The 26,609-nt window shown below is 60.4% G+C and carries 25 protein-coding genes and 1 pseudogene; 10 read left to right on the top strand and 16 right to left on the bottom strand.

Annotation, left to right across the window (positions count from 1 at the left end; genetic code table 11):
• Positions 1-140 precede the first annotated feature (140 nt).
• Positions 141-683, top strand: coding sequence for an isochorismatase family protein (locus IB265_RS18645; RefSeq protein WP_192494988.1), 543 nt, complete (start codon positions 141-143; stop codon positions 681-683).
• A 16-nt stretch (positions 684-699) separates the two neighbouring features.
• Here the strand turns inward: IB265_RS18645 and IB265_RS18640 are convergent, their stop codons facing one another.
• The 4 genes and pseudogenes from IB265_RS18640 to IB265_RS37580 all read right to left on the bottom strand — a co-directional run.
• Positions 700-1,548 carry a PhzF family phenazine biosynthesis protein gene (locus IB265_RS18640; RefSeq protein WP_192494987.1) on the bottom strand — a complete coding sequence of 283 codons (849 nt, stop codon included), beginning with the start codon at positions 1,546-1,548 and terminating at the stop codon, positions 700-702.
• A 416-nt stretch (positions 1,549-1,964) separates the two neighbouring features.
• Positions 1,965-2,696 carry a prolyl oligopeptidase family serine peptidase gene (locus IB265_RS18635; protein WP_192494986.1) on the bottom strand — a complete coding sequence of 244 codons (732 nt, stop codon included), beginning with the start codon at positions 2,694-2,696 and terminating at the stop codon, positions 1,965-1,967.
• A gap of 547 nt (positions 2,697-3,243) precedes the next feature.
• A complete protein-coding gene (locus IB265_RS18630; protein WP_256436656.1) occupies positions 3,244-4,170 on the bottom strand; it encodes an NAD(P)/FAD-dependent oxidoreductase in 927 nt (308 codons plus the stop codon).
• A 92-nt stretch (positions 4,171-4,262) separates the two neighbouring features.
• Positions 4,263-4,352 (bottom strand): annotated as a pseudogene (locus tag IB265_RS37580) (FAD-dependent monooxygenase); the annotation flags it as partial.
• 209 nt (positions 4,353-4,561) lie between these two features.
• Here IB265_RS37580 and IB265_RS18625 point away from each other — a divergent pair.
• Positions 4,562-4,780 (top strand): hypothetical protein, encoded by a 219-nt coding sequence (locus IB265_RS18625; protein ID WP_375293073.1) that lies wholly within the window; start codon positions 4,562-4,564, stop codon positions 4,778-4,780.
• A 248-nt stretch (positions 4,781-5,028) separates the two neighbouring features.
• Here the strand turns inward: IB265_RS18625 and IB265_RS18620 are convergent, their stop codons facing one another.
• Positions 5,029-6,894: an adenylate/guanylate cyclase domain-containing protein gene (locus IB265_RS18620; RefSeq protein WP_192494985.1), complete on the bottom strand. Its 1,866-nt coding sequence runs from the start codon at positions 6,892-6,894 to the stop codon at positions 5,029-5,031.
• 270 nt (positions 6,895-7,164) lie between these two features.
• Positions 7,165-7,428, bottom strand: coding sequence for a helix-turn-helix domain-containing protein (locus IB265_RS18615; RefSeq protein WP_192495129.1), 264 nt, complete (start codon positions 7,426-7,428; stop codon positions 7,165-7,167).
• Between the two features lie 124 nt (positions 7,429-7,552).
• Between IB265_RS18615 and IB265_RS18610 the strand changes: the two genes are divergently transcribed.
• On the top strand, positions 7,553-8,443 hold the full coding sequence (locus tag IB265_RS18610) for a LysR family transcriptional regulator (RefSeq protein WP_192494984.1): 891 nt from the start codon (positions 7,553-7,555) through the stop codon (positions 8,441-8,443).
• Between the two features lie 43 nt (positions 8,444-8,486).
• Here the strand turns inward: IB265_RS18610 and IB265_RS18605 are convergent, their stop codons facing one another.
• Entirely contained in the window at positions 8,487-8,690 is a 204-nt protein-coding gene (locus IB265_RS18605; protein ID WP_192494983.1) for a cold-shock protein, read from the bottom strand.
• Positions 8,691-9,060: 370 nt separating this feature from the next.
• Here IB265_RS18605 and IB265_RS18600 point away from each other — a divergent pair, with 370 nt between their 5' ends.
• Positions 9,061-9,240: an ArdC family protein gene (locus IB265_RS18600; RefSeq protein WP_192494982.1), complete on the top strand. Its 180-nt coding sequence runs from the start codon at positions 9,061-9,063 to the stop codon at positions 9,238-9,240.
• Here the strand turns inward: IB265_RS18600 and IB265_RS36780 are convergent.
• From IB265_RS36780 to IB265_RS18585, 3 genes are all read right to left on the bottom strand, one after another.
• Positions 9,223-9,495, bottom strand: a complete 273-nt coding sequence (locus IB265_RS36780; RefSeq protein ID WP_309140384.1) for a hypothetical protein — start codon at positions 9,493-9,495, stop codon at positions 9,223-9,225. The genes IB265_RS18600 and IB265_RS36780 overlap by 18 nt on opposite strands.
• A gap of 333 nt (positions 9,496-9,828) precedes the next feature.
• Positions 9,829-10,032 (bottom strand): type IV secretory system conjugative DNA transfer family protein, encoded by a 204-nt coding sequence (locus tag IB265_RS18590; RefSeq protein WP_192494981.1) that lies wholly within the window; start codon positions 10,030-10,032, stop codon positions 9,829-9,831.
• A 92-nt stretch (positions 10,033-10,124) separates the two neighbouring features.
• Complete coding sequence (locus tag IB265_RS18585) at positions 10,125-10,568, bottom strand: MarR family winged helix-turn-helix transcriptional regulator (RefSeq protein ID WP_192494980.1); 444 nt, start codon at positions 10,566-10,568, stop codon at positions 10,125-10,127.
• A gap of 112 nt (positions 10,569-10,680) precedes the next feature.
• Here IB265_RS18585 and IB265_RS18580 point away from each other — a divergent pair, with 112 nt between their 5' ends.
• From IB265_RS18580 to IB265_RS18560, 5 genes are all read left to right on the top strand, one after another.
• Entirely contained in the window at positions 10,681-12,126 is a 1,446-nt protein-coding gene (locus IB265_RS18580; protein ID WP_192494979.1) for an aldehyde dehydrogenase, read from the top strand.
• Between the two features lie 12 nt (positions 12,127-12,138).
• Complete coding sequence (locus tag IB265_RS18575; protein ID WP_192494978.1) at positions 12,139-12,969, top strand: p-hydroxycinnamoyl CoA hydratase/lyase; 831 nt, start codon at positions 12,139-12,141, stop codon at positions 12,967-12,969.
• Positions 12,970-12,990: 21 nt separating this feature from the next.
• Positions 12,991-14,433, top strand: a complete 1,443-nt coding sequence (locus tag IB265_RS18570) for an AMP-binding protein (RefSeq protein ID WP_192494977.1) — start codon at positions 12,991-12,993, stop codon at positions 14,431-14,433.
• A 420-nt stretch (positions 14,434-14,853) separates the two neighbouring features.
• The gene (gene mhpT, locus IB265_RS18565) at positions 14,854-16,044 is read left to right on the top strand and encodes a 3-(3-hydroxy-phenyl)propionate transporter MhpT (protein WP_192494976.1); all 1,191 of its coding nucleotides are present in this window, start codon (positions 14,854-14,856) and stop codon (positions 16,042-16,044) included.
• Positions 16,045-16,336: 292 nt separating this feature from the next.
• A complete protein-coding gene (locus tag IB265_RS18560) occupies positions 16,337-17,566 on the top strand; it encodes a serine hydrolase (protein WP_192494975.1) in 1,230 nt (409 codons plus the stop codon).
• 160 nt (positions 17,567-17,726) lie between these two features.
• Here IB265_RS18560 and IB265_RS18555 read toward each other — a convergent pair whose 3' ends face one another.
• From IB265_RS18555 to IB265_RS18530, 6 genes are all read right to left on the bottom strand, one after another.
• Positions 17,727-19,166, bottom strand: coding sequence for an NAD-dependent succinate-semialdehyde dehydrogenase (locus IB265_RS18555; protein ID WP_192494974.1), 1,440 nt, complete (start codon positions 19,164-19,166; stop codon positions 17,727-17,729).
• A 151-nt stretch (positions 19,167-19,317) separates the two neighbouring features.
• Positions 19,318-20,931: an ABC transporter ATP-binding protein gene (locus tag IB265_RS18550; protein ID WP_192494973.1), complete on the bottom strand. Its 1,614-nt coding sequence runs from the start codon at positions 20,929-20,931 to the stop codon at positions 19,318-19,320.
• Positions 20,928-21,746 carry an ABC transporter permease gene (locus tag IB265_RS18545; protein ID WP_192494972.1) on the bottom strand — a complete coding sequence of 273 codons (819 nt, stop codon included), beginning with the start codon at positions 21,744-21,746 and terminating at the stop codon, positions 20,928-20,930. The genes IB265_RS18550 and IB265_RS18545 overlap by 4 nt, the downstream gene beginning before the upstream one ends.
• Positions 21,743-22,687, bottom strand: a complete 945-nt coding sequence (locus tag IB265_RS18540) for an ABC transporter permease (RefSeq protein ID WP_192494971.1) — start codon at positions 22,685-22,687, stop codon at positions 21,743-21,745. The genes IB265_RS18545 and IB265_RS18540 overlap by 4 nt, the downstream gene beginning before the upstream one ends.
• A gap of 15 nt (positions 22,688-22,702) precedes the next feature.
• Entirely contained in the window at positions 22,703-24,262 is a 1,560-nt protein-coding gene (locus IB265_RS18535) for an ABC transporter substrate-binding protein (protein ID WP_192494970.1), read from the bottom strand.
• Between the two features lie 138 nt (positions 24,263-24,400).
• Positions 24,401-25,312: a GntR family transcriptional regulator gene (locus tag IB265_RS18530; protein ID WP_192494969.1), complete on the bottom strand. Its 912-nt coding sequence runs from the start codon at positions 25,310-25,312 to the stop codon at positions 24,401-24,403.
• Between the two features lie 131 nt (positions 25,313-25,443).
• Here IB265_RS18530 and IB265_RS18525 point away from each other — a divergent pair, with 131 nt between their 5' ends.
• Positions 25,444-26,562, top strand: a complete 1,119-nt coding sequence (locus IB265_RS18525; protein ID WP_192494968.1) for a C45 family peptidase — start codon at positions 25,444-25,446, stop codon at positions 26,560-26,562.
• Positions 26,563-26,609: the final 47 nt, after the last annotated feature.

Raw genomic sequence — 26,609 nt, 5'->3', positions numbered from 1 at the left:
AAGCGAGGGATAGGAGATATCCGTGCTGCCGGCTTCCGGTCGTCGAGTGATCTGAACGACCGAGCAGCGGCCCTTTGCGGACATGATTGGCCCATGGTAGGCCCCTTTCGTCGCCTCACGGGGCCTGAGAGGATTGGAAATTGGAACAAGCGCTTGTAATTATCGACATGCAGATGCTGATGCAGCATCGTCTCGATGCAGGGCGCGATCACGTCCACGGTGATGCTCCGGCCAAGATCGCCGCCTTAGCTGCTGAATTCCGCAGGGCTGGACAAAGGGTGATCCACGTTCGCCACATCGACCCTGATCCAGCATCCCCGATGCACCTTGGTTCACCCGCTCAACAGGTGATGCCCTGCGCAGAAGCGCTCGACGACGAACCGATTTTCGTCAAGACGACTTCTTCGCCATTTGCTTCCACCGGGATGGAAAAATATCTCCGCGACAATGGCATCGGCACCCTCGTCGTGACGGGCGCAGTTGCAGGTTTTTGCATCAATACCACAGTTCGAGTTGGATCGGACCTCGGCTTTAGGATGATCGTCGTCCGTGATGCCGTCATGGGCTTTGATATGCCGGACGAGCAGCTATCCGCGCGTGCGATTTTCGATGTAACGATAGCCCATCTCAAATCCGACTTTGCGGAAATCATCGATAGCGATGCGATCGTGGCGGCCAGCTAGTCTTATAACCAGCACTTTAAAAGGCTGCGACGCCCTCGATGCAAGTTGTAACGTCGCCACCGACCCAAATCTGATCTTCGACCAACTCCACATGAACACGTCCTTCCCGTCCAAGGACGGTACCTTGGCTGGCAATGTATGATGAGGAAGCGATGCCGTTACCAATCAACCATTGAGCAATGCCTGCATTTAAGCTGCCGGTTACCGGGTCTTCAAAACCGGCCGCGGTAAAGGCACGCACCTCGAAATCCGCTTCCCGCCCATCCTTTGTTGGATCCCAGGGGGCAACGACACCGACCCGTAATCCGGACAGGATGGCGAAATCCGGACGAAGCGCGAGGACGTCAGCCCTGGAGCGCAGTTGGACAGCGAGCCAGCCAGGGCCATTGTCCACCCAGTTGGCGTCGACGATGTCATCGGATGTCAACCGCAAGCCTTCGAGTACTAGCTTCAGTGTGTCGAGTTCCACCGGGCCTGATCGGCGCAGTTCGGGGGCTTCGAAGGAAAGTCGTCCATTGTTGCGCCGAATGTGGACTAGTCCCACCTCGCACTCCTGGACAATCTCGCTACTCTTTGGCTTTCCACCAGAAGACAGCCATGTGTGGCAGCTCCCCAAAGTGGGGTGGCCCGCGAAGGGCAACTCAGCAACAGGTGTAAAGATGCGAACGCGGTAGTCGGCATCTGCCGAGTTCGGCTGTAGAAGGAAAGTCGTTTCGCTAAGGTTCGTCCAGCGCGCGAAAGCAGCCATCTCAGATGCGGTTAAAGAATCTGCTCCAATGACAACCGCCAGCGCATTGCCTAGCAAAACTTTGGAGGAAAAGACATCAACCTGCTGGAATGAAAATTTTGTGATTCCGTGTCTCATTGTGCTGTCCTGATGCTCTCAAAGTATGCGCTGCAGCGTTTCGGTGCAAATTGGTTCACCGCCCGGTTTGGGCCGCATTTGTCCCTATACCAAAAGCTTGAGTAATCTGGAGAGCAGGCCAGATTGAGGTGCCATTATGTTAGGCATGAAATTGCCCTGTACGTGGCCCGTGTCAAGCTCGACGCGAACGCCAACCACTACGCGTGAAACATACCAAACACATCTTTTGGCAGATTGTCTCGGCTGTAGGATTGTAGGACTTGCCTCGGCGACCACTATTGGCGCGTAGGAGACATGACGCCGCCGCGGAGCTATGTCCGCTTTCGGGCGCGCGCGATGACGACCTCTACGACCGACCATGAGGACGCTAAGCAGACGCCGTTCGCATTCCGCGGTACGCGTAGAGGATTGAAAGGTTACTTAGGCGCGACCTCAAGGCGCTGTTTCAGAAGCCAATCCCAAAGCTCGGGATCATTTAAGGCGGCCCGTTCGACGCCCGAGTGGTCCACGCCCTCCAGAACACTCAAACGAGCATTACGCTTCAGACCCACGAGGCGCTCGTACAGCACGACCGAATCCGACAAAGGGATGACTTCATCGTTCGTGCCGTGGAACACCCAGAAAGCTGCCTTTTCATTTGTCCTGCTAAGGTAGTGGCGATTACCGCCACCAGCGATCGGAACGACAGCGGCGAATGTTTCGGGAAACTGTTCTGCCATGGCCCAAGTACCGAACCCCCCGCGGCTGAACCCCACGACATAGACACGCGTGCGATCTACGCGATACTTCGAGATAACCTCATCGAGTGCCGCCTCCACTTTCTCGATCGGATAAAGCAGTTCTTCACTCGGATTCTGAGGCGAAAACACTAGGAAGGGGAATGTCTTTCCATCCTCAATCAGTTTCGGAATGCCACTCGATTTGACTTTCTCGATATCGGTCCCGCCCTGATCGCCGCCGTGTAGCCACACAACAAGCGGATACGCGTTGCTGGACGAAGCATAGTCGTCGGGCGTGTACATCAGATAGTTGAGATCATTCTGTATGCTGGCGCTCGATCTGGCTGCCAACTGCTCGGCATGCGCCACGCCTGCACTACACATTCCGATTACGGCCGTGAAAGCCAGTGCCATGATGTTCCGCGTCATTCGACCACCTCCTTCATGATGTTGAGCCTGTCGGCAATCAAATGGAACCGAAGAACCAGAACTCAAGCCTTCCCACTCGGAGGATGGAAGTCGGTTCTGGGAAGCGTTCTCGCGGAAAGCCCCGGCAAACTCAGAAGCGCAACGGTAGGAGTGTGTCCGATGCCGAAATTCGTAACGATTGGATATGGAGGCGAAGCCGAATTCGAGCGCCTTGGTAAAAGCCCCGCGAAAATCCAGTCTGCCAAGCGTCCTCCAACGTGTTCTCGTCAGGCGCCTTCCGGACGCGACCAGATCGCATAATGTATCGACCGGAACTGGTCACCGGTCCTGCGGAGCGCCTAGCCTTGGACTTTCCCATCACGAGGACCGCCCGTTGCAGGTCGGCGGCGATGACACGCTGATCGGCGGACCGGGTAGCGACCTCTATGCTTTCAGAATCAAGGGCGGTCACGACAACAATTTGGAATCCCGACCTAGCACAGACGAAAACACACTCAAGTTCGGGGCGCGCGCGGACGAAACAACCATTGCAGACACTTTGACGCATTCACTTTGTGCTGCTCCGCCGCTCGATATCAGCGGTCACTGCGGCCGCCTCCCTACTGATCTCCCTGAGCAGGCCGGTGACCGGATTGTGGAAACCGACGAGATAAAGGCCGAGCTCGGCGGCTTGGCGAGTGACGCCGCTCTTGCCGGGCCGCAATGCCGCCGGCAGGAACTTCTCGAAACCCGGCCGGAAGCCGGTGGCGAGGATGACGCTGTCGAACTCCGCGTGCCTGCCGGAAACGAAAATGGCACCGCGCTCGGTGAAACGCTTGATGTCTGGTGCCACCTTGATGTCGCCGGATTTGATCGCTCTCACCGTGCCGACATCGATGACCGGGATGCGCCCGGCGTTGACCTGCTCAAAAATGCCCTGCTTCGGCCTGGCGATGCCGTATTTTTCGAGCTTACCCAGCGCGAGGTCGAGGATGATGGGGAACAACCTGTCGTTCACCGCTTGCGGCAGCGGTTGGGTTGCGATGGCGATGATCTGGATCGGCACGCCGAACAGCTGGCGCGGCACGATGTGGATGCCGTTTCGTACCGACAGCGTCGGGCGGGCGCCGTACTCGGCAAGGTCGAGCGCAATCTCGGCGCCGGTGTTACCCATGCCGACAACCAGAACCGACTGGCCGGCGAAGGGCGCGGCCTCGGTGTAATCAGCGCTGTGCAGCCGCCTGCCCTTGAAAGCCTCGATCTCGGGCAGGCTGGGAACGAAGGGCTCAGCATTGCTGCCGCTCGCGATCACAACGTGGCGCGCGGAGAAGGTGTCCCTTTCGGTCTCGACCAGGTAGCCGCCGTCCTCGCGGCGGATGGAGTTGACTTTTTCGCCGAAGCGCGGTCGGAGCTCGAAACGCTCGGCATAGTCGTCGAGATAGGCGACCAGCTTTTCGCGCGGCAGGTAGCGCGGATAGTCTTTCGGGAATGGCATTGCGGCAGCGAGGAGGACGCCTTCACCGTATGCAGGTGCAGCCGCCGGTAATGGCGCCGCCAGGCAGGCGCGATCTCATGCGCCTTTTCAAGGATTAAGAAATCGAGCCCCGCCCGTCTTAGGCAGGCGCCGACCGCGAGGCCAGCCGGCCCGGCGCCGACAATGACGACATTGGTATCCACTCGATGCTCGCTCCCAGGATGGAGGCTATTTCGACATGGGCTCGATGACAAGTGGACGGGCGCGCCACCTTAACTCGACCGGTCTGCGCCGCCCGGCCAGCGGGTTTCCATGCTTTCGCCGAAGTTTTTTTCAGCGCGGCGACGGCCGCCTCGTAAATTGCCGCCGCTTTTAAGCGGCACTGATTTCCTGCGCGGCATAGCGGAGGACTATGACCGACGGCTCCTTGAGAGGTGGCGTCGCGACCAGCATCGTTATGCCGCTTGGGTACAGCATCGACAAAGCCTATGTGAACGCGCGCAAGCACTTCGAGATCACCGACGAACGGCTTGGTTGGCTTGTCGAGCGGACGGGACATCTTCTTCGTCCCGTCGAGACGATCGGTCGGGATACAATGACCGGGCTGGCTCGAGCAGCGGGCGCCACCTGAGCCCTCGCCTTGTTCGGGGATAGATGGGAGGGTCGCTGGTTCGAATGCGTCTACGCCGTCATTACTTGAAGTGGCAGAGGAGTCTTCTGCTCGAAGCTCACCCTGGATCGAGCAGGCTCGCGAATTCCTTATCGCGATAATAGGCGAGTTTGCCAGTTCCCGAGCTGCAGAACGAGCAACAGCTGCGGCGCGCCGGTTCGATTCCCTGCAAGGCGGTGGGACGAGCAATCACCGGACGTGCATCTGGGCTATTGCGGAGAGCCACTCGGAAGGCCGGCGCGCGCAAGGTCAGCCGCGGCCTCATCGAGAATGGAAGGATCGCGGAAGTTCCAGGTCTGCCGCCAGGACTCGATCGTCGCAGTCGGCGCCGACTTGAGCATCTTCGCGACGGCAGCTCTGGCGTCTGCGTCGCGCCCAAGACGCATATAAGCGATGGCCAGTTGCAACGGAGCGTCGGCAAATTCCGTAGCCTTCAGCGCTTCTACGGCTTCTTCGTTTTTGCCCAGCACGATGTAAATGAAACCTCGCACATAGTTAAAGAACCAAGACAAGCCAGGGTCCCGCGCGGCCGCAGCGTCGGTCAGCTCCAGCGCTTTTTCGGTTTGACCGGCTTGTAGGAAGATGCTTGCGGCGTCGGTTAGGGTGAAGGCGTTATAGGGTGCCGCCGCGAGGGCCCTATTCATTGCGGCAACAGCTCCATCGTGATCCCGTTTGAGCGTCAGGAGCCAAGCGTTGAGCCAGTTTGCCAGTCTCGTTACCTGCGGGCTAAGGTTTTTGTCTGCGAGGACCTGGTTGACCAATCGCCCTGCCTCTTGAAGGTCAGCCTGCGGGTCCGGACTGTAGAGCAGCGCAACTTTTAACCAGTGAGACCATCCTAGCTCCACAGTCAGTAAGGGGGAGCCGGGGAACGCCTGCAGCCCCTGTCGACAGATCTCACCTGATCGCTCGATCCCTTCCTTCGTATAAAGGTTCAATTGGCTTTCCGCGCGCAGATAGTAGTCGTATTCAGCGAGGTTGGTACTGTCCTTGCCCCAAGCCTGACTGTAATCAGCTTTGCGAATGGCTCCGAATTCACCCGTCATCGCCCCCACGATCTTTCCGGTTAACTCGTCCTGAAGCGCCCACGGGTCGGTTCCGGCCTTGTCGAAGCGATCTGCCCAGACATGGTCCCCCGTGTTGGCGTTGACCAATTGGGCAACAATGCGAACCCTATTGCCTTCCTTGCGCACGCTGCCCTCGACGACATAGCCAACGCCCAGCTCTTTGCCGATCTGGCGGATATCGCCTTCCTTGCCTTGGTAAGCAAAGGACGAGGTTCGCGATATGACCGCAATGTCAGAAAAGCGCGAAAGGATGGCGATGACGTCGTTCGCCAGGCCTTCTCCCAAGTACCCTAGACTCTTGTCGGCGCTCAGATCTTTGAAGGGGAGTACGGCAACAGACGGGATTGTGGAGGATCCACCACGAGAGGACATCGATAGCGGATTATACAAAACCACCCATATGGCCACCACGGCCGCCCCGATGGCTGCCGGAACTCCAAGTGCCCACTGTCGCCGGCCGAGCCTGCGCTTGTATAAAATGCGTCGGCGTGGTGGGGCGTCGAGGCGCACGTGATAGACGTCGATGGGCTCTTCGATGTTCTTAACCTTCTGCCGCCCCGCGGAGTCGAAGCCAAACGCGAGCTTTTTCTCGACCTCCTTCGCCACTTTGCCTGAAACACAGATTCCGCCGGCAAGCGCGAGTTGCTCCAGCCTGGCCGCGACGTTCACGCCTTCGCCGTACCGGTCCTCGCCGTCAACGATTACTTCTCCGATATTAATGCCGATCCGGACTTCAAACCTCTCCTCCTCGGCGACGGCAGCATTTCGCTCTGCCATTCCGCGCTGGAGAGACACTGCACACTCGACAGCGTCGACAACGCTACCAAACTCCGCGAGTAGGCCATCGCCCATGAGTTTGAAGACCCGCCCATGATGCCTCGCAATCTCTGGCTCAAAGAGCTCAGTACGTCGCGTTCGAAGGCGCTCAAAGGTCGCCGCTTCGTCTTGCTCCATGAGTGCGGAATATCCGACCACGTCGGCGGCCAGGATTGCAGATAACCTGCGCTCCATGTCTTACCCCCCAACATGAATTCTCCGCCAAAGATTGTACATGACTCTGCGGTATATTTCACGGTCTACTAACAAAAGATCTCGGGCACCTTCGCGAGCCATACGGTGACTCTCGGCAGGGAGTTGTTACGTGCGCAAAGGATCGCATAATATATCGACCGGAACCATGACCCGGAGACTAAGTGCCCCGTTCGCTCGACTTGGATTAAATTCGCGCTAACGAACGCCAATGGCAAGTGTGCTGTGCTTGCGGAGCTGTCAAGGTTGCAATCAGTGCTTCGGTTTGCGACCTGAGCGCATAGCCGGGGGACGCGACGAGTTAGGGTCCACCTCAGCGAATAGATCGGAAACCTTGACCTCAAGGACATTCGCCAGAGCTTCCAAAGCAGAGACGGTCACGTTCTCCAAACCGCGTTCAATACGCCCGACATATGAACGATCAATGCTTGCCTCTAGAGCAAGCCTCTCTTGCGACAAGCCCTTGGCGACACGCAACCTGCGCAGATTCCATCCAATGGTTTGCCTGATGTCCATAGCCCACAATGCGATATTGGCGGCTTGACAATCGACGGACTGTAGGTCCCTTATTCTACGCTTAAACATGCCGGAACGCTTGCAACCTTTTGTCGACGTTCCGTCACTCGATAAGGCGACGTCCATGGAACTACGCCAACTCTCCTACTTCGTTGCGGTGGCCGAGGAGCTGCATTTCAATCGGGCGGCGGCGCGGATGTGCATCGCTCAGCCGGCGTTGAGCTCCCACATCCAGGCGCTGGAGAAGGAGCTCGGTGTTCGGCTGCTGGAGCGGTCGACACGGCGGGTTGAACTGACGCGGGCAGGGGAGGTGTTCTACGATCGGGCGGTCCGGATCATTGGCGATGTCGGGCTGTCGGCCGAGGTCGCCCGCTCGGTTGCCGGCAAGGCGGCACGTACGATGAAGATCGGAACTGTCTATCCGGCAACGACCGGCGTGCTGCCGACGTTTCTCGCCCGCATCGGCCGGAAGTTTCCGGATGTGGCGCTGCATGTGACGAGTGGTTCGACCAGCGACATCGTTCGTGGACTAGAGAACGGTCAGATCAATCTCGGCTTTATCCGTCCGGTCGAGAACATCGGATCCTTGCGCTTCTTCTCGATCGCCCATGAGCGCTATCTGCTGGCGGTCGAAAAGACGAGCGTCCTCGCGCTTCGAAGCGAGATCGACATCGAGGATCTTCGCTCCGAAAAGATCATCGCCTTCTCCCGCCAGAACCTCTCCTATAGCGAGAGGTATTTCGCAGAGATGTTCGAGACCCATGGTCTGACCGGCAACATCGCCTATAGCTGCGATGACACCTTCTCGCTGGTATCGCTGGTCTCCGCGGGCCTCGGCATCGGCTTTGCGCCGGAATGGACGAAGGATCTGCCCAATCGCAACTTCGAGCTCAGGCCGGTGCGCGGCGTCGATCTCAAGATCGGGCTTGGTGTCGCCTGGAACAAGGAAGACCCGACCGCGTCACGTGACGACATCATCGACATTGCCCGGTCGCTGGCGCGGCCGGGCAGGTGAGCGAATGCAATGAAGCGAATTCCCGAGGCGTAGGATGCGACGTTCAGGCTGACCTGACGTTTTCGGCCTTCGATTTTCCGGTCTTGCGGTCCTGGCCAAGCTCATAGCTGACCTTTTGACCGTCGCGCAGAGGGCTTGCGTCTTCCACCGCCGACACATGGACAAAGACGTCCGCTCCACCGTTGTCAGGCGTGATGAAGCCAAAACCCTTGTCCTGGTTGAAAAACTTAACGGTACCGTTTGCCATAGTTATCCTCGTCAGCTGAGTGGTCTGCGTTTTGCCGCTGGAGCTTATCCAGCGTCGCCCTTTGCGGCAATCGCGCATGCACGCGCACTGCGGTTTTCGGACTCGGCAACTATCGCCTGGTTGGCGAAGTTCACTTGGCCAGCGCGGTTTGAGCCGCCACTTTCCTTTAACGGGAGGGACCGGGGGGCTCTGCCCCCTTCGCCCCTTCAAGCGCCTGCCGCCCAGCTTCCTTCACTCCATTGACGTTCCGCTCCGTGCAGCCGGTTCCCCGCCGCTTGCACCCCAATCCCCCGCTGTTCCGCACGAGCTCGGGAAGCAGGAGCGAAGGGCTCCCGCTTCGCGGGATCAAGGAAAGGGAAAGGGAAAGGACATGGGCAAGGCAAAAGCAACCGAGACCACTAGCGTTAGTGAAATCTATGAGCGCACCACCGCGCGCATCGTCGAGCGGTTGGAGGCCGACACGCGGCCGTGGATGCAGCCATGGGGCGCCGGTGGCACGCCGGTCAGGCCATTGCGTCACAACGGTATTGCTCTATGCCAATGCGATTGAGCGGAAAGAGACCGACGAGATGCGGATCGCCTCGGTCTTTGACAGCGGGGCGGGAGATGCCGCCTCTGGTTTGCCGGATCCATCGCGTCCCTTGAAGCCCTCGTACTTCTTTAGTGCATCCAAACGGTCTGCATTCGAGACAGGTTTGACCGGTTCGCCATTGATGTCATGGCGGAAGGAATCCGGTCGCGCCACCGCGATCTGAAAGGTCCGCGAGTGCACGTAGGTTGCCAAGACCTTGCGCAGAGCCGTCACGCTGATCTCCGGTTTCAGGAGAGGGCGGATCTCGTTCCAAAGTCCGAGCGCAAAGGTCGGATCGGATCGCCAACCTTGGCCGGAAGAATGGCAATTGGCCGGGTAGGGGAGCGTTAATGGCCTCGGTCTTGGCGACCTCTCGTTCCCGCGCCAGGACCAGGCGCGAGCCCTTCTGTAGAAATTTCGTCGTCGCTGGTTTTTGCGCCATCGCAGTCCAAGCCAAGCAAAAAGTTGTCGTCCAGATACGTGAGTGGCATCACAAACCGACGACATCAACGCCACTTCCGGAGCATCTATAGCGTGTGCGCCGGAACGCAAGTGCGGCGAGGATCGCTATGGCGCCGGCGCGAACAAACCGGCAAACTCCTTGTCTTCGAAATAGCGGATCTTGGAGACGACGGCCGGCGAGTGCCCTTGCCGCAGCAGGATCATTTTTTTCGCCGACAGCCGCAGGATCTCGTCGGCTTTGATGAGGTCGCGCGCCGCAATGTGTTCGGCGCTGGATGTGCCGGTGTCGGACAGCGTCGAACTTTTCAAGCGTCAATACGCGAATCGCCTTGCTTGTGGTCGCTCCGGGGCAAATTGTCGGGAATAATTGGGCGGTGAAAACCTGGGACGTGGCTAAGCGGCTAGCGCCCGGGCGCATCCATCCAGACCTTGCTCAGCAAGCGTCGAAGTTCGGCACGTTCTTGCGCGTCTAGCCGTTCCAGCATCCGGTCCTCGTGCTCGTTCAGGCGATGCAGCCAATCGGCAGCTGCTTCCCTGCCGGCCTGCGTCGGAAATAACCGTTGGACGCGCTGGTCGGACGCCTCCGCCTCGCGGGTGAACAGCCCCTTCGCCTCCAGATCTGTGAGGAACTGTACGATGTTGGCGCGTTGCATGCCGAGGATGCGGCAAATCTCGGCCGAGGTCAGGCCAGGCTTTTCGACCATGCACAACAGCACACTCAGGCTGATTGGGCGGGCATCCACCTGGGCCAGTGCTTCCACTGCTCCGTTAAGGTCAAAGACAGATGCGCGACGGAGGTGATAGCCCACCAAGCTGAGCAAGGCGCTCTTTTCATTGTCATTCATTTGCCGTCGGACACCTTTCTAAAAAAACCGCTATGCAAGATAGCAATATTCGCGCTAATTTCCGTTCGAGCGATATGCCCAACGATCTGGGCAGCATTTTTGGAGGACTGTCGTGAGCATTGTCAATCTTCGCATCGCGGGGGCGGAGCGGGCAGCGAGCCGCACGTTTTGCAGATATAACCCGGTGACGGGCGCACTTGCTAGCGAGGCTGCCGCCGCCAGCGTCGAAGACGCTTGTGCGGCCGTGGAGGCAGCGGCTGGTGCGTTTCCTGCCTGGGCCGCCCTTGGTCCTAATGCCCGTCGGTCGGTGCTGCTTAAGGCCGCCGACGCGATCGCGACAAAGGGTGACGCCTTCGTCACTGCAATGGCTTCCGAGATAGGCGCAACCGAAGGCTGGGCGCGGTTCAATGTGATGCTCGCGTCGTCAATGCTGCGCGAGGCTGCGGCATTGACCACGCAGGTATCGGGCGAGGTTATCCCTTCGGATAAACCGGGCTGCCTTTCGATGGGCATCCGCGAACCTGCGGGCGTATGTCTCGGCATCGCGCCCTGGAACGCGCCTGTTATCCTTGGGGTGCGCGCGCTTGCCACGCCACTCGCCTGCGGTAATGCCGTAGTGTTCAAGGCGTCCGAAATCTGCCCTCGCACGCACGCCCTGATCGTTGAGGCGCTGGAGGAAGGCGGCCTTCCGCCGGGACTTGTCAGCCTCGTGACCAACGCCCCCGAGGATGCGGCCGAGATTGTCGGAGCGCTGATCGACCACCCGGCAATCCGACGCATCAATTTCACTGGGTCAACCAAGGTGGGCCGGATCATCGCGGAACGCGCTGGGAGACAGCTGAAGCCCTGCCTGCTGGAGCTGGGGGGCAAGGCTCCGTTTCTGGTGCTGAAGGACGCCGATATCGACGAGGCGGTCAAGGCGGCAATCTTCGGAGCGTTCTTCAATCAAGGTCAGATCTGCATGTCCACCGAACGCATCATCGTCGTGGGCGAAGTTGCCGATGCTTTCGTGCAGAAATTCACCGCCCGCGCCGCGCAGTTGAAGGCGGGCGATCCGGCACAGGGCAAGGCCCCTCTGGGTGCGGTCGTGGACGCGCATACGGTGACGAAGGTCCAGTCGTTGATCGAGGACGCGCAATCAAAAGGAGCCACCGTGACCAGCGCCGGCACGACTGAGGGCGTTCTAATGCCCGCGCAGGTCGTGGACCGCGTCACCTCGGAGATGCGGATCTATGCCGAGGAGAGCTTCGGTCCCGTAGTCGCCATACTGCGCGCAAAGGATGAAGAAGACGCCGTACGGCTTGCCAACGACAGCGAGTACGGGCTGTCGGCGGCGGTATTTACCCGCGACATCTCGCGCGGGATAGCGGTGGCGCGGCAGATACGGTCTGGCATTTGCCACGTCAACGGACCCACTGTGCATGACGAGGCCCAAATGCCTTTCGGTGGCACCGGTGCGTCGGGCTACGGTCGCTTCGGTGGCCGCGTCGGCATAGCAGAATTCACCGAGCTGCGCTGGATCACGATCGAGACTCAGCCCGGACATTTCCCGATTTGAAAGGACGAACACATGGCAAACGACATTGATACTGTGACTTGGGATATCGCGGACGGAATCGCCTGGCTGCGCTTCAACCGCCCCGACAAGCGCAACGCCATGTCGCCCACGCTGAACCGTGCGATGATGGAGGCGCTGGACGACTTGGAATTCCGCGACGACGTGGGCGTGCTGGTGCTGACCGGCGAAGGTTCCGCCTGGACCGCGGGCATGGACCTGAAGGAATACTTCCGCGAGACCGAAGCCGAGGGTCTTGCCGGCACCCGGAAAGCGCAGCGCGAAAGCTATGGGTGGTGGCGGCGGCTGCGCTGGTACCAGAAGCCGACCATCGCCATGGTCAATGGCTGGTGCTTCGGCGGCGGTTACGGACCGCTCTTCGCCTGCGACCTGGCCTTTGCGGCCGACGAGGCGAAGTTCGGCCTTTCCGAGATCAACTGGGGCATTTTGCCCGGCGGCGGGGCGACGAAAGTTGCGGTAGAGCTGCTGCCTTTCCGCAAGGCGATGTATCATTCAATGACCGGCGAGCCGATCGACGGGAAGACCGCTGCCGACTGGGGCCTTGTGAACGAGAGCCTTCCCTTGAAAGAGTTGAAGGCCCGCGTAACGGAGGTGGCAAGGGTGCTTCTGGAAAAGAACCCCGTCGCGCTGAAGGCCACCAAGGACGCCGTCCGCCGCGTCGGCCCGATGAGCTACGACGACGCCGAGGACTACCTCGTCCGCGCGCAGGAGGCCGCGAACTCCTACGATGCCGAGGGGCGAAGGGAGGGTATCCGTCAGTTCATTGACGAGAAAAGCTACAAGCCCGGCCTCGGCGCTTACGACACGTCACGCAAGGCAGGCTGACGATCTCAGGGAGGAGATGTGATGCTGGACTTTACAACCCCCGACCCGGTGGCGCTTCACGCGCGTCTCCGGCCCGATGCTCTTGCGTGTCTCGACCTCGCTACGGGCAAGAAATGGACCTACGCCGCGTTGGATGCTGACATTGAGCGCGCCGTAGCGGTACTGCGGGCCAAGGGTGTGACGGAAGGCGACCGCGTGGCTGTATTAGCTCGTAACTCGGGCTGGCAGGTAGTGATGCAGCAAGCGTTAATCCGCATGGGCGGTATTTTCGTTCCGCTGAACTGGAGGCTTTCCGAACCCGAGATCGAAATCCTTTTGGCCGATTGCGCCCCGAGACAATTGTATCGTGACCTGACGGGCTTTGCTGAAGCTGTTGAACGGGCCGTGCCGGGTCCCCGTTGCACGCCTCGTTCGCAGTCCGAAACCTGCACGATCCTCTATACTTCCGGCACCTCCGGCACCCCCAAGGGCGCGATGCTGAGCGCGAGCTGCCTCCTGGCCACTGCTGTCAATTTCGGCGTGCTAGGCGAAGTGGACAGCAACAGCGTCTTCCTTTGCGACACGCCGATTTTCCACGTCATCGGCTTGGTAACACAGATCTGGCCCGCGCTCCTGCGCGGCGGGACATGCGTGATCTCACCCGGATTCGATCCCGAACTGACCAATACGCGGTTGGCCGATCCGGCATTGCGTGTCACACATTACTTCTGTGTCCCTCAAATGGCCGAGGGGCTACGCCATGCACGGAATTTTGCACCGGATCGATGGGCGCTGAAAGCCCTGTTCACCGGCGGCGCGCCGAATCCCGCTGCTCATATCCACTGGTGGTTGGACCGCGGCGTGTCAATGGTCGATGGCTACGGCATGACCGAATGCGGCACGATTCTGGGAATGCCTCTCTCGGCCAGGATCGTGCGCGAAAAGGCCGGCGCGGTCGGCCTGCCCGGCCCTCTTACTCGCGTACGGTTAGTGGACGAAGAGGGGCGGGAGGTGCCCCTCGGAACCGAGGGCGAGGTACTGGTGCACGGACCGAACGTGATTAGGGGTTACTGGAACCGGGAGGATAGCGCGCTCGGCGCTGATGGTTGGTTGCGAACGGGCGATGTCGGCCGCGCAGATACTGATGGCTACATCACTATCGTAGACCGACGAAAGGACATGTTCATCTCAGGTGGCGAGAACGTCTATCCGGTTGAGGTCGAATCCGTGGTCGCCGCCCATCCAGCCATACGCGAGGTCGCTGTTATCGGCGTGCCCGACTCGCGCTGGGGCGAAGTTGGCCGTGCCTTCGTGGTGCTCGTGCCTGGTAAGGCGATTTCGGAGAACGAACTGGCCCAGTATTGCGAAACCTTCCTCGCCCGCTACAAGATCCCGAAAACCTTCGTAACCGTCGATGCCTTGCCGCGCACCGCCTCTGGCAAGGTCATGAAGCACATCCTGCGCGACGAATTCCTCACGGCGTGAACGAAACGCCCGACTGCTGGCGACGCTCTGTGCCCTGCCCACTCTGTCCGGCAGGGTGCCGAGAGTTCTGCCGCCGATTCCGACCCGGCGCATATCTGACCATTCCGTGCATGCGGTCGAAATCGTGACCCCGTCAAACGAGCAACATGTACATCCAGGCCTGCATTTGACGGGCTGGATAGCGACGTGGGCGAACGTGCGAGTGGCAAGATTTATAGCCGCCTCTTTCAGACCGTTCCCGATTCCCTTGCGGAACGGTGACCCACCGCTGCGCGACAACAGCAAGATTGCTATTTTATATCGCTATTATACATAGCGTTTTTTCTTGACATAATGCATCCCCTGACGACATCTTCCTCGAACGGAAGTCGCAGGAGGAGACACGCGCCTTCCATTTACCATTTTGATTTTGGAGGATCGATGGGAATCGGGACATCAGGCGCCGGCAATAGCCGGGCCATACTCATATGCTTCGCCGCAGCCCTTGTCGAAGGTTTCGACATCCAGGTCGCAGGCATCGCGGCGCCGCGCCTCGGTCCGGCGCTCGGTCTTTCGCCTGCCCAGATGGGGATGTTTTTCTCGTCTGCAACTTTCGGGCTGATCTTCGGCGCATTGGCAGGCGGATGGCTTTCCGACAGGCACGGACGGCGAGCGGGACTTGCCATCTCGCTTGCCATCTTCGGATTGTTTTCCATCGGAACGGCGTTGGCGGGTAAATACGAAAGCCTTCTGGTGATGCGGTTCATGACTGGTGTGGGGCTGGGCGGAGCCCTTCCAAATCTCGTGGCCATCGCATCGGAATCGGCAGGAGCGGAGCGGCGTGGCCGCGCCGTCGCCCTGATGTATGCGGGCATTCCTTTGGGCGGTGCCGCGGTCAGCCTGATCTCGATCGCCGGGCTGGGCGATGGTTGGCGAGTGCTGTTTGTGATCGGCGGTCTCCTTCCCATGATGATCGTGCCTCTCGTCATGACCCTACCCGACATGCGCATGGCGCCCAAAGGGCGCGATATGGGAGGGCTTGGACCAGTTCTTGGAAGCGGCAACCTCGTGCCGACTCTATTGCTTTGGGCTGGTTTCTTCTTTTCGCTACTGGTGCTTTATCTCCTGCTCAATTGGCTTCCGGCGCTTATGGTCTCGCGCGGCTTCGGGCGGGCGGAAGCGGGGATGGTCCAACTTGGCTTTAATCTGGCTGGGGCGGCTGGCAGCCTTCTAGGGGGCGTGGCGCTCGATGCTCGAAACCGATCCTTTTGGGTAGCCGGTTCCTTTGGCGGACTGGTTGTTGCGCTTGCGCTTTTGGCCGTGGCACCGGCGAATATCTTCGTGACGCTCGTGGTTGGGGCGATACTTGGCGCCGCGATCATCTCGGTGCAAGCAGTGCTCTACGGCATTGCACCGCAATGCTATCCGGCAGAGGTGCGCGGTCAGGGCGTCGGCCTTGCCGTCGCGGTGGGGCGCTTCGGATCGGTGGCAGGACCGCTGCTTGCAGGAGCACTCGTTGCCGCGGGTCAGAGCGCCTCCGAGGTGCTGACGGGCATCTTGCCCATTGCAGTTCTCGGCGGCATTGCGACCTGGCTTTTGACCCGCCGCAGGCGCGCGACGTCAACCTCGTGAAAAGGTGGGCGCCTGGCGCGCCCGCCTTTCCCGCATTGTTGTCATGCCTGCAACACTGGCAGCTATTCAGTTCGTTCCCCTGTCGCGTCGGTTCATATGCCGTCAGGGGCACCGAAATCGCTGCACAGGTTACGACCATCCGCAATTTTGGAGAGCGGATTTATCATCGCCGCGTTTCAGCTGGTCGAACGCAATTCCATGGACGGTGCAATTGGCAAGCGTCTGCGATTTCGAAGGAACAGTCGAGCGAACATGTGTTCACGTTCGACGCAACAGACAAATGGGAGGAAAAATGAAGAAAATGATCAGTCTGGGCGCCGCCATGACGGTCGTCATGCTATACATCACGACGGCCGGGGCACAGCAGCGACTGCCTGACGAGATTGCGAAAGGTAAGCGTTCAGACGTTCCGATCGCGACGCAGATAATGCGCTGGCATATGAATGACGGCGACGTCAACGCGTTTGCTTTCCGCAATATGGACGAACTTTTCACCATTCGCACCGTGCCTCACTCCGGCGCTGCATGGGTCCTCCCGCGGGAGGATCGTAAGTTAGATTTTTCATATGAATTCAACGGGAAGACCTTCATCGCCGAGGAGTTTCTGGAACGCAGTTATACAAACGCATTCCTGGTGATGAAAAACGGCAACATCGTCACCGAAATCTATCGCAATAACAGCGATGCGAGTACCCGTTTCATGGGTTGGTCCATGACGAAATCCATCACTGCCATGCTAGTCGGAGCCGCAGTTGCCGATGGATACATCGAGTCCATCGACGATCCCGTCGTAAAATACCTGCCAGAACTGAAAAGTGGCGGATATCGTGATGTGACCCTTCGACAGATTTTGGAAATGCGTTCGGGCGTCGATTACGAGGAGCGCTACGACTTTGCAAATCCGGGCATTGCCGCAAGCAATCATATCAACGCCCTGGTCAAAAACATCGCGCGGTTTGCCGATGCTGGACTCGACATTGGCACTGCCGCCAAACCGGGCGAGGTCTTCGCCTATAAAACCATCGACACTGCAATTCTCGGCTGGGTGATCGAACGTGTCACTCGCGGAACAGTTGCGGCCTATACGACCGAAAAGCTGTGGGAGCCTTTGGGCGCAGAGGCGGACGGCTTCTACATCATGGACGGAAAGCCTGGAGTTGGCAGAGAATTCAGCGGGGCCGGTTTCAACGCGACATTGCGCGACTGGGCCCGGTTCGGACAAATGCTGATGAACGAAGGGACGGTTAATGGGCGCCAGGTTGTCACCTCGGATTGGATAAAAGCGGCGCGCACACCGGTAGGTTCCGAGGCAGGCCCCGAGGGCGGATACGGCTTTCAGTTCTGGACGCGCGAGGGATCGGAGGCCTACAAAGCTGTCGGTTTGCAGGGGCAGTACGTCTACGTAGACCCTGACACGCAGACTGTAATGGTCAAGCTCAGCTATTTCCCGCCGGGCGACGACACCCCCTATGCGGAGACGGAAGCTTTCTTTAGTGCGCTGACGAGCTGGACTCCGAAATAATCCGTCTATCCAATCGCCTGTTGCCACTTCCCCTCACAAACCGGTTGGCTAGATCGACCGGCGATCTGCAGGAAGCGCTCGTCACTGGATGAGAAGAAGTTGGATGGCGCCCAGGGGGGTCGCGGCAGTCGCCGAGGGCGGGCGCACTCGCTCTGTCGGCTCAGATGCTCTTGCGCGTGACGAAGCGCGTTTCCAGATAGGCCTGGATCGCCTCCGAACCGCCTTCGGTGCCGTAGCCGGAATCCTTGGTGCCGCCGAAGGGCACTTCCGGCAGCGCCAGGCCGAGATGGTTGATCGAGATCATGCCGCTTTCGACCTCGCTTGCAAGGCGATGGGCGCTTCTCTCCGACCCGGTGAAGGCGTAGGCTGCAAGGCCGAAGGGCAGGCGGTTGGCCTCGTGGATCGCCTCATCCAGATCGGCGAAGCGGTTGATGATTGAAACCGGGCCGAACGGCTCGTCATTCATGATCCGCGCCGTCACGGGTACATCGGCGAGAACCGTCGGTTCGAAGAAGTAGCCGCGGTTGCCGATGCGATTACCGCCGGTTGCCAGGCGCCCACCGTGCTCCACCGCATCGGCCACAAGGCTCTCGATTGCCGGGATGCGTCGCTCGTTGGCGAGGGGTCCCATATCGACACCGGCTTCGAGACCGTTGCCGACCTTGATCTTTTTCGACGCGGCGACGAAGCCGTCGAGGAACTGGTCGGCGACCCGTTCTTGCACCAGGAAGCGCGTCGGCGACACGCAGACCTGGCCGGCATTACGATACTTGCTGCCGGACATGACCGCGACGGCCTGCTCGATATCGGCGTCATCCGTGACGATAACAGGTGCATGGCCGCCAAGCTCCATCGCCGCGCGCTTCATGTGCTGACCGGCGAGGGATGCGAGCATCTTGCCGACCGGCGTCGAGCCGGTGAAGGACATCTTGCGGATGATCGGATGGGCGATCAGATATTCCGAGATCACCGCTGGCACGCCGTAGACGATGTTGACGACGCCGGCGGGAAGCCCGGCGTCGACGAAGCAGCGGATCAGTTCGGCTGGCGAAGCCGGTGTTTCCTCCGGCGCCTTGACGATGATCGAGCAGCCGGTCGCGAGCGCCGCGGAGAGCTTGCGCACCACCTGGTTGATCGGGAAGTTCCACGGTGTGAACGCGGCCACCGGACCGACCGGCAGCTTGACCGTCATCTGGGTGACATCGGGCGAACGCGGCGGAATGATCTGGCCATAGGCGCGCTTTCCTTCCTCGGCGAACCATTCGATGATATCGGCCGCAGCCAGGATCTCGCCCTTCGACTGGGCGAGGGGCTTGCCCTGTTCGCGGGTCATCAGCCAGGCGATGTCGCTCGCCCTTTCGCGAAGCAGGGCTGCCGCCGTCCGCATGACCTTGGCACGGTCGGAGGCGGAGGTCTTGCTCCATACGTCGAAGCCCTTCTTTGCAGCGGCGAGTGCCTCATCGAGGTCTGCAATCTCGGCCCAAGCCACCTGACCGATCGTCTCTTCAGTTGCGGGATCGACGACCGGAATGGTCTTACCGGAGCGTGCGGCGCGCCAGCTGCCATCGATGTGAAGGAGAATGTCCGGATACTGTGTCATGGAGAGCCTTTGATGAATGTTCAACGCCTCGTTCGCGCGAGGTGAAGTGATCGGGCCAGCGGGCCTTGCCGGGCATTCTTGATCGCCAACAATGGCGGCGCAGCAGCAAGACAGCCGATACCGCGCCGTCCGCTATTGCTGAACGCCTAGACTAAGCCGCTCGCCAGACGAGGTCGATGCCACCGCCGTCAGCCGGAGCAAGCATGGGAACCGCCGACAGGAGCTTCCTCGTGTAGGACGACGTCGGCCGATCGAAGATTTCATCACGGCTGCCCTGCTCCTCGATGACGCCGCGATGCATTACCACGACGCGATCGGCGATCTGTTCGACGACGCCAAGGTCATGCGAGATGAAAAGGCACGCAAATCCCTGCTGTTCCTGCAACTGCGTCAACAGCTTGAGGATCTGGGCTTTTACGGTCATGTCGAGAGCCGAGACCGCTTCGTCGGCGATGACGAGGTCCGGCCGGCGAGCGAGCGCACGGGCGATGGCAACACGCTGCCTTTGTCCGCCCGAGAGCTGATGCGGAAAACGATCGGCGAATTGCGGACCGAGCCCGACCTCGCTCAAGACTTCGTTCACCCGCTCGCGGCGGGCGGTCGAACGCATCGACTTTTCGTGCCGGAGCGGCGCGGCGACGATCTCGCGCACACGCATCCTGGGATCAAGGGAGGAGTAGGGATCCTGAAACACCATCTGGCAATTGGCACGGTAATCGGCGTAGCCGCCGCTTTTCCGGTTCACCGCCTGGCCGCGGAAGGTCAGTGTGCCTTCGTTCGGCTGTAGCAGCCCTGCGATGATGCGGCCAAGCGTCGTCTTGCCGGAGCCCGATCCCCCGACCAGCGCGACGATCTCGCCGGGATGGATGTCGAGGTCAATGCCGTGCAACACAGCCTTGGCGCTGCTGCCGCTGCCATAGGCAAGTTTCATGTTTCTGACGCTAGCAAGCGGCGCGTTGGGTGCGATCGCGCGTGCCGGCGCGCGGCGGGGAAGGGCGGACAAAAGTTTCCGGGTGTACTCATGGCGCGGAGCGCGCAACAGTTCGCTGGTCGCTCCCTCCTCGACGCACACCCCCTTCTGCATGACCAGCACGCGATCGGTGTATTGGGCCACCATCGCCATGTCGTGGCTTATGAGCACCATTGCGGTGCCTTTCTCTTCGACCAGTGCGTGCAGCAGTTCCAGCACCTCTCGCTGGACGACGGCATCGAGCGCGGTCGTCGGCTCGTCGGCGATCAACAGCGCAGGCTCCAGCAACATGACGGATGCGATCATGATGCGCTGGCGCATGCCGCCTGAAAACTCGTGCGGAAAGGCGCGAACGGCGGCATCGGGGTCGGCAATGCCGACACGCCTCAACATCGCAAGGATTGCGTCCCGGCGTCCCGTGGCGTCCATCGCGGTATGCAGTGCCAGGCCTTCCTCCAACTGGCGGCCGATTGTGAGCGCAGGGTTGAGTGAGGTCATCGGCTCCTGAAAGATGAGCCCTATGCCCTTGCCGCGCAGCTTGCGCACTTCTTCAGGCTGAAGATCTCCCATGTCGCGATCCTCGAACCGGACGCTGCCGCCGAGCTTGGAGATTCCGGCCGGAAGAAGGCCGATGACGGCGCGCATCAGCATCGACTTGCCGGAGCCGGATTCACCGACGATGCCGATGCGCTCGCCGCGGCGAAGCGTCAGGCTGACGCCGTCGACGACCCGGGTGGCGACGGCCGTGGCGCCGAGCACCAGCCGGTCGACCGTGAGGAGGGTTGGCGTGTTCATTGCATGCCTCTCATTTTCGGATCGAGTCGATCCCGCAGTGCGTCGCCGAGCAGATTGATGCCGAGCAGCACAATTGAGATGCAAAGGCCCGGGAAGATCGCAAGCCAGGCGGCCTGGGCGAGGTAAGGGCGGGCAGCGGCCAGCATGTTGCCCCAGGTCGGCGCTGGTGGGGGTACACCGAGGCCGAGGAAGGAAAGGGCGCTCTCCGAAAGCAGGGTCCAGCCGAACATCGATGTCGTCAGAACCGTCAACGGGGCGATGCAATTGGGCAGGATGTGGCGAAGCAGCGTGTATATCTCGGAATCACCTGATATCCGCGAGGCGTCGATGAATTCCCTCTCCCGTAGCGAAAGCACGGTGCCGCGCACGATCCGGGCGACTGAAGGCGTGTAGGCGATGCCGAGCGCCAGCACGATGCCGTATTTGTTGGCGCCAAAGATCGCGAGCAGGCCGAGTGCGAGCAAGATACCGGGGAAAGCAAGCAGGGCGTTGGTGACGGCGGCGAGCACCCGGTCGGTCCACCCGCCGAGATAGCCCGATATCGAGCCGAGCGCGGTGCCGAGGACGGTCGCAATCGCGACGGTCGCGAGACTGACGATGCCGCTCGCCGAGGCGCCGAGCATCAGACGACTGAGCACGTCGCGCCCGAACTCGTCGGCGCCGAGCAGGTGCTGGGTCGACGGTCCGGCCAGGCGCGCCTTCATGTCGAGCGCCATCGGATCGTAGGGCGTCCAGACCGAACCGATGCAGGCTGCGATCACGAAGGTGCCGACGAACAGGCCGCCAACCATCGCATTGGCAGAAAGGGACTTCATGTGATTTTCACTCGTGGATCGAAGAGCGGATAGCAGAGGTCGACGATCAGATTGACCAGCACGTAGATGACAGCGATGAACAGCAGGCATCCCTGGATCACCGGATAGTCACGGCCGAAGATCGCATCGACCAGAAGTCGCCCGAGGCCAGGAATGGTGAACACGGTCTCGACGACGGCGATGCCGCCCAGCATGTTGCCGAGAACCAGACCGATCAGCGTCAGCGTCGGCGCAAAGGCATTGGGAAACACGTGTCGCCACAGCACGGTGCGCTCGGGAAGGCCCTTGGCGCGGGCATGGGTAATGTAGTCGAGCCTTAGGACTTCGAGCGCCGAGGCGCGCGCCATGCGCAGGAGCACGCCGATCTCGTGCAGGAACAGGGTGAGGATCGGCATCAGTACGTAAAGCAGCCCCCGGCTCGGGTCTTCGGCAACCGATACGTAGCCGACCACCGGCAACCAACCGAGCTTGAGGCCGAAGATGAGCAGGATGACGAGGCCGAGCCAGAAGGTCGGGATCGACAAGAGCAAGGCCGCAACCGATACGAGCGTCAGATCAAGCTTCGAGTTCTGCCGGAGCGCGGCAATGAAGCCGGCGGGGACCGCAGCCAGCGAGGCAAGGGCGACGGCAACGAGGACGATGCCGGCGCTCACCTTGAAACGCTCGATGACGAGATGGGCCACCGGCTCCTTCGTCGTGATCGACGTCCCGAGATCGCCCTGGAATACGTTGGTCAACCAGATCGCAAACTGCGTCAGGATGTCCTTGTCCAGGCCGAGATCCGACCGCAGGGCGGCGACGCTCTCGGGCGACGCCATGTCTCCAAGCAGGAGCGCGGCTGGATCACCGGGAACGAGGCGGATCAGGAAGAAGACGGCGACGGCGACGAGGAAGACTGTCGGAACGGCCATTCCTATTCGCGACAGGATGAAGCGCAGCATCTCGACGGTACCTTTTTACTCGGCGATCGTGACTTCCCATGCCCTGGGCATGGAGAAGATCGAAGCCGCGTAGTTCTGGACGTGTTTCTGGTAGGCCGACGCCTCGAGCCCGTTATAGAGCATGATGAAGGGCACGGTTTCCAGGAAGCGCGCATGCAGCTTGTCGAAAAGCTCCTGGCGCTTGGCCGGGTCGGAATAACGCACGGCGTCGGCGAGCATGGCCTGTGCGTCCGGATCGTCCCAGACCTTGCGCGGCTCCTTGTCCTTGCTGCCCATGACGGAGTCCATGGTCAGTGCGGGGTCGTAGCGTCCCGAATAGGGAAACACCATCGCCGTGTAGTTGCCGCTCTGATACCGGTCGAGCTGTGCCGCCCATTCCAGTACTTCGAGTTCAGCGGTAATGCCGACCTGTTGCAGCATTGCCTGTGCCACGATTGCCGCATCGTACGTGTTGGAATAGCGCGTATTGGCGATGAGCTTGATCGGCTGGCCGTTGTAACCGGCTTCCCGCAGCAGCGCCTTTGCCGCTTCGGGATCGTAGCTGTAGCCCTGGGTCTGGGCTGGGGAATGGTATATTGAGGTCGGCGGTATCATCGAATTGTTGGCCTTGCCGAGACCGAGCGTAATTCCCTCGACCATGGTCTTGGTGTCGAGAGCCATGGCGATCGCCTTGCGGATGCGCATGTCCTTGAGCAGCGGATCGCGCGTCTGCAACAGGAGCGCGACGATGCCGGGATTGGTCGCCAGCGAGACGGCGGTACCGGCGTTCTGCTTGAATTCCTCGACATCGGCATAGGGAACGTCCGGTACGATATCGATATCGCCATTGAGCAGCGCAGCCTTGGCGGAGGAGCGGTCGGGAATAACGGCGAAGCGGACGGCCTCGACAAGCGGACGCTTGGCGCCGGTGTAGCCGTCCCGCTTTTCTTCGCTGCGTACCGCATAGTCGGCAAAGGCTTCCAGGTCGATGAATTCGCCCTTGCGCCATTCCTTGTACCGGAAGGGACCGGTGCCGACAGGCACGTTGAACGAGCCGTCGGCGTTGAACGATGATTTGTCGAGAATACCGGTCATGCCGCAGTCGGTTCTGGCAAGCGTTGCCTGAAAGAGGGCGTTCGGCTTTTCGAGCTTGAACACGACGGTTTTGTCGTCGGGTGCCGTGACGGATACGACATGGGCGGCGCCGCCCTCGGCAAAGTCGTTGCGGCATCGCCATTTCGTGGCTTCGTTCATGTAGCGGCTCCAGTTCCAGACAACGTCGGCTGAGGTGAGCACGTTGCCGTTATGGAACTTGACGCCATCCCTGAGCGTGAAGGTGTAGGTCAGGTCGTCGTCCGAGACAGCGACCTCCTTGGCGAGCAGCGGCTTTACTGAGGCGTCCTCGCTGTATGCGACGAGACCCTCGACGATGTGCAACACCACGGCATCGCTGTTGGCGTCTCGGTTTACGCCCGGGTCGAGGCTGCGGATGTCGGCATTAAGCGCGATCTTCAGCGTTTCGGCTGCGGCCGGGCCGCAGGTCAATGACAGCGCTATTGCTGCGGCCGATGCGGCAAGTCTCTGTCTACGGTTCACCTCAGTTCTCCTCTTTGTGGTCTGTCCCGTTTTTTGTGTTGATCGAACTGTGCCTTTTGTTCGCTCATAATGCAATACAAAAAATCGCGGACCTTTTCCGCCTCTGCAAATGAGGAGGTTATGCGCTCTCGGCAGGCGTTATCTTTCGCTGCGGATACGGTCCTCGACTTTCTGCAGCGTGGATTCGAGGTGGCGCCGCAGCGCAAGCTGGGCGAATTCGATCTCGCCGGAGCCGATGTACCTGAGGATCTGGATGTGCTCCCTCAGCGACCTCTCCATGCGCTCCGGCCGGAGCCGATCGAACACCGAGGACTCGCGCAGCAGTCTGAGGTCGTTTTGCATGCGCACGGATTGCAGGATGAAGCGGTTTCCGGACCAGGCAGCCAGCGCCTCGTGAAAGGAGGCGTTGAGTTTCAACCAGCTGTCGCGGCTGACGCTGCCGGCGGCATTGATCTGGTCGAACATGTTTTCGTGTTCCGCAATGAGGGCCCCAAGTGCATCCGGATCGGCGCGATAATTCGGCTCGGCAAGGCCCGCAAGCTCGATCGCAATGCGAAAACGGTAGCTTTCGGCCAGGCTTTCCGGGCTGTCGAGCGAATCGACAAATGCCCATCCGTGGCCGCGCTGGCGGTGAATGAGACCTTGCGATGATAATTGCGTCAATGCCTTGCGGATCGTGCCGCGCGCAATGCCGTAGCGTTCCGTCAGCTCGTTTTCCGACACTTCCTGCGGAATGGTGCCGACAGAGCGGTCACGCAGGATCTGCTGCTTCAGGCGTTCCGTTTCGCTCTCACTGAATGTCTCGATGTAGGTGCCGTTGCCGAGATCGGTGGCGGCGACAAAGCCTTTGTTGGGGATGAGGCGCACGAGATCCTTGGTCGCAAGGATCTCGAGGGCGGCCCGCATCGGTGTGCGCGATACGCCGAACATCGTTGCCAGGGTCTTCTCGACAATCGGATGACCGGCCCGCCAGCCTTCTTTTTGTGCCTGAAGCAGGATCTGCCGGGCAATGTCGATCTGCAACGCGCTCGGGCTGCTTTCCGTGCTCATCAACTGGCTCCAGGGTCTGGTCGGTCTTTGGGGTGCGCTTCTGACATAGCTGTTCGATTTCCTCTGGACAATTCCTTGAGATAGTGCATTTTAACATCACAAAACGCAATACGGAGTGAAAGAGAAGACAGATGACCGCTGCACCGTTTCCGTTCGTTTCGATCTCAGGAAGTTCGCTCGAGCGTGGGCGTCAGTATGGGCAGCAGGCGAAGGACCGTGTACGTCGCAGCGTCGAACTGTATGCTGGCCGGCTTGCGACGCTTGGGGTCTTGGCCGACGACCTGAAATCGATCGTTGCCGGCTATGTGCCGCTCATCGAGGCATTCGACCCAAACTTCGTGGTGGAGATGAAGGGCATCGCCGAAGGTGCGGACTTGCCGTTCGAGCACGTCGTGCTGATCAATGCCCGTACCGAGATCCTTGCGAGGGCGCGAAGGACCCAGGCGGCGAGGGCCGAGCATTCGGGCGACGGCTGCACCGGTGTCGTTGTCCTGCCCGAGCGCAGCGCCACGGGAGAGCTCGTGCACGCGCAGAACTGGGACTGGATGGCAGAATGCGCGGAGACGGCGATCGTCTTGCGCGTCAAGCCGGATGATGGTCCGTCCTACCAGACGTTCACCGAGGCCGGTGGCCTTGCACGCAGCGGCATGAACGACAAGGGCATCGCCGTCACGGCCAATTATCTCGAGAGCGATCGCGACTTTGCCGGCGACGGCGTGCCACTGGCACTCATCCGGCGCATGGTCCTGCAGCAGGAACATCTGGCGATGGCGATGCGCGCCGTGGCTGGAACGAGGAAGTCGGCGTCGAACAACATCATCGTGAGCCACAAGGATGGCTTTGCCGTCAGTTTCGAATGCGCGCCGGACGAAGCGTTCAACATCTATCCGGAAAACGATCTCATCGTGCATGCCAACCATTGGCAGAGCCAAACGGCGCTTCTGAAATTGCGCGAGCAGGCCCATTCAAGCTGGTCGGACAGTTTTTATCGCGACTGGCGCGTTCGCCGCATTCTCGAAAAGTCCGACAAGATCGGCGTCACCGAAGTCAAGGCCGCGCTTTCTGACAAGTTCGGTTATCCCTACGCCGTCTGCCGTCCGCCACATCGTTCGTCGCGTGGCCATGTCTCAGCGACGGTCGCGACCATCGTGATGCGGCCTGCGGCCGGCGAGATGGAACTCGCGGTGCTGCCGGCCGACAATCCGAGCTTCAAGAGCTACCCGACCTACCGAGATGAAATCGCAGCCTGAAGGCCTACCGGCGCGCCTTGCCGGTGCGCTTGCCCAGCGAACAGAAG

This window comes from Ensifer sp. ENS10 (assembly GCF_014852025.1).
Classification (GTDB): Bacteria; Pseudomonadota; Alphaproteobacteria; order Rhizobiales; family Rhizobiaceae; genus Ensifer.
This window is presented reverse-complemented; position numbering and strand designations above follow the sequence as displayed.